The 3,586-nt window shown below is 48.2% G+C and carries 4 protein-coding genes; 3 read left to right on the top strand and 1 reads right to left on the bottom strand.

Annotation, left to right across the window (positions count from 1 at the left end; translation table 11 throughout):
• Nucleotides 1–209: 209 nt before the first annotated feature.
• From acpS to ACGG90_RS15335, 3 genes are all read left to right on the top strand, one after another.
• Nucleotides 210–566, top strand: a complete 357-nt coding sequence (acpS, locus tag ACGG90_RS15345) for a holo-ACP synthase (protein WP_390410701.1) — start codon at nt 210–212, stop codon at nt 564–566.
• A 2-nt stretch (nt 567–568) separates the two neighbouring features.
• Nucleotides 569–1,696, top strand: coding sequence for an alanine racemase (alr, locus tag ACGG90_RS15340; protein WP_390410703.1), 1,128 nt, complete (start codon nt 569–571; stop codon nt 1,694–1,696).
• A 374-nt stretch (nt 1,697–2,070) separates the two neighbouring features.
• A complete protein-coding gene (locus ACGG90_RS15335) occupies nt 2,071–3,012 on the top strand; it encodes an RNA-directed DNA polymerase (RefSeq protein WP_390410700.1) in 942 nt (313 codons plus the stop codon).
• A 29-nt stretch (nt 3,013–3,041) separates the two neighbouring features.
• On the opposite strand, the gene ACGG90_RS15330 is transcribed toward ACGG90_RS15335, so the two are convergent.
• Nucleotides 3,042–3,586 (bottom strand): IS30 family transposase (locus ACGG90_RS15330; RefSeq protein ID WP_390410699.1); only part of this gene is annotated, 545 nt, incomplete at its 5' end.

Here is a 3,586-nt window from a genome sequence, read left to right as displayed (position 1 = left end):
TGCCTTGGAACCAAACATTTACCGGTACCGCCCAATCGACCGTCGCTTAAAGCAAAGAGGTCCGCTTCCCTGAATCTGGGAACGGGCCTCTATTGATTTTCAAGACGGTCTGTTATTGGGTGCTTACTGATGAGGTAAATTGGCGCTATAATGATACAATTGAATCAAAGGCCGGCAGCAGTGCTGACTGAAATTGATGGAGGCCTGACATGATTTATGGTATTGGGGTGGATCTTACAGAAATTGCACGGATCCAACATGCCCAAGACAAGAACCCGCATTTTGCCGCGAAATTGCTGACGGAAGCCGAAATGGCGGCTTATTCCAAACTTAGCGATAAGCGCGCCGCCGAGTTTCTGGCGGGGCGCTTCTCGGTGAAAGAAGCCTATGCCAAGGCTTATGGTACCGGGCTTGGCGCAGTGGCTTTGCATGCAGTGGAGTGTCTCAACGACAAAGCAGGCAAGCCGGTGTTGACCAAGCATCCTTATCCTGGTCAGGCCTTTGTTTCGATTTCGCATACCGATACATTAGTGATGACAGAAGTGATCTTGGAGGTGGCACCATGAGTATGGTGACAGCAGACCTGCGGCCAACGAAGGTCTTAGTTTCAGAACAAGCGATTTATCAAAATATCCAAAGCGCCTTGAAGCGTGCGCCTCAAACGACCCGGCTGTTTGCTGTGGTTAAAGCCGACGCATATGGCCATGGCTTGTTGCGCGTGGCGCGGGTGGCGCAGCGTGCCGGTGCCAGCGGTTTCTGCGTGGCGGTGTTGGAAGAAGCCTTGGCGTTGCGCGCGGCGCATTTCACGCTGCCAATCTTGGTGTTAGGCATTGTGCCGCCAGAGCTTGCGCCGTTAGCTGCGGTACAACACATTGCCTTGCCTGCAGGGGACATCACATGGCTGCAGGCTGCTGAAGCGGCGCTTGGTGATGCGTGTGCGCCGGCCTTACATGTACATTTGGCAGTAGATTCTGGCATGGGGCGGATCGGCTTTCGCCAACCGGAAGCAATACAACGGGCAGCCGATTATGCGCAAACGGCAACCCACTTGGCAGTGACTGGGTTGTTTACGCATTTTGCCACGGCAGATGAAGCAGATACCAGCTACTTTGATGAGCAAAGCGCGCATTTCAAGCAAATGCTGGCTGCGTTGCCTAAGCGGCCAAAGTATGTGCATGTGGCCAATTCAGCAACCAGCATGTGGCACACTGCCACGGCTTCTGACATGATCCGCTTCGGCATTACAATGTATGGCTTGAATCCTTCCGGCCGCGCCTTGCCTGAACCGTATCCGTTGGTCCCGGCGATGCAAATCGTGTCAAAGCTTAGCTTCGTAAAGCTTATCGAAGCCGGCAGCGCGATTTCTTATGGCGCAACGTATCACGCCAAGCAAGCTGAATGGATCGGCACAGTGCCAATGGGCTACGCCGATGGTTGGCAGCGCCGCTTGCAAGGCTTTCATGTGTTAGTCGACGGCCAGCGTTGTGAGATCGTTGGGCGCGTGTGCATGGATCAATTCATGATCCGCTTGCCGCATGAATATCCAGCCGGCACGCAAGTTGTGTTAGTCGGGCAAAGCGGGGACGAAACCATCACCTTACAAGACGTGGCTGATTACGCTCACACCATTCATTATGAAATTGCCTGCGGGTTGTCTGAGCGCATCGCCCGCGAATCAATTAATGTGATTGATTGAGCGCCTGTTATTTCATCAAATTTTCGCTAGTTCAAAATATCCAAACGATCCGAGCGTGTCATTGGCGATAATTGTGCGCAACTATCCAAGGCAGGCCTGCATTAGCCGCTGATACTTGTGCGTAAATGATACTTTCAGAACATACAATAGGGTTAGGCAAACCATTCGCAGGGAATAAAAGGTACATGTAAATTGAACCCGGAATGTTGATTTAACGGCATTTTCGGAAGATACAAAGGATACGGTTGGCGGGAAAATTGTTACGTTCCCCGCCAAAATCCCCGCCAAGTTTGGGCCGAATGAGGGCTGAGCTGGCGGGGATTTTTCGTAAATTATAAGTCTATAATTCGTGGTAAAATTAGTGAAACTGATTGATGGCGGTGATGATTGGGATGTCCTCTGAAAGAAAAAGTGTACTTGAAATGACAGCCGTGGAAGCGCGTGCCTTTTTCCTTAAATCAAGTAGCTATGCAAATATGGTATTGCCGGAATACTTTGACTTTCAGCCCGTGCTTGATTTTTCCTTTTCAAAAGTCTCAGGCGGCAAACTCAAATCGATGATTAATGGCAATATCCTTAAGACTGCCGAAAACGCTAATTACTCTATTATTTTGAACAAGGATGCAGGATACGATTGGCGAGAAGTTAAAATTGTGCATCCGCTCTTATATGCTGACCTTGTTGAACAAATAACTGAAGATGGGCATTGGAGAGAATTACTTGATAGATTTAAGCTATTCGAGTCTAATCCGAAAATCAAATGTATTAGTTTTCCCGTTAAGTCAACCGGAAAAATGGGTGATACCGCAGAGACTATTTTAAATTGGTGGGAAGAGTTAGAACAGACCTCAATCGTAAACTCACTGGAGTATACGTACTGCATTAGAACGGACATTACCAACTGTTATGGTTCTATTTACACACATACGATTGACTGGGCCGTCCGGGGAAAAGATGCTGCAAAGCAAGCGGCGGGCAAACACAAAGACAAGTCTTTTGCGCATACGCTGGATTGGACAGTGGAAAGGCTTCAATGTAATCAAACAAATGGTATTCCACAAGGCGGAGAGCTTTTTAATTTCATTGCTGAGATTGTTCTAGGGTATTCCGACTTGCTTCTTTCTGAAAATTTAAAGGATCTGAATGACGTATATTGGCAAGTAGTTAGATATCGTGATGATTATAGAATCTTTTCAAATAGTAAAGAAGTAGCTGAGAAGATTGTAAAGGTACTCGCTGATGTACTTTCTGGCCTGAATATGCATTTTAATACCAAGAAAACAGGGCCTCAATTTTCAAGTCAAGTGCAACGATGATAACGAATCCTTGATAGTGGTCTAGGTTATTACGCCATGCGTCGGTAGTAATCGCATGGTCGAAGATAGTTCAGAATACGTCTGGGACGATGGTTCAGTGCTGATTGGACTGCTTGGATCTCAACCAGCGTAACGTCCCTGAGAGATTTTCCCTTCGGGAAGTACTCCCTGAGTAGTCCGTTGGTGTTCTCGTTAGTGCCGCGCTCCCAAGGCGAGTATGGATGAGCAAAATAGATCTGGGTTCCAACAATCTCTGATAACTTGGCAAACTCGGAACCGTTGTCAAACGTGATACTCTCAAACTCCTTGACACCGTAGTCGTCAATCGTGTCCTGCAAAGCTTTAAGACAGGTGCCCGCATGATAGTCAGGAATCTTGACGATGATTTCAGTCCGGCTGTACCGTTCTGTGAGGGTCATTAATGCTGGCTCATCAGCTGAGCGAATGCCTTTGACCAAGTCGCCTTCCCAATGTCCCACGCCTGTACGGTCATTCACGGCCGCAGGACGCAGCTCGATTGAGTCGCCGTATATCTTCTTGTTCTTGCGTTTGTGGGCGTTCTTATAGCCTTTGA

Origin of the sequence: Lacticaseibacillus jixiensis, from assembly GCF_042847315.1 — a bacterium.
GTDB lineage: Bacteria > Bacillota > Bacilli > Lactobacillales > Lactobacillaceae > Lacticaseibacillus > Lacticaseibacillus jixiensis.
Note: the sequence above shows the minus strand (reverse complement) of the source record. Positions and strands in the feature narration are given on the sequence as shown.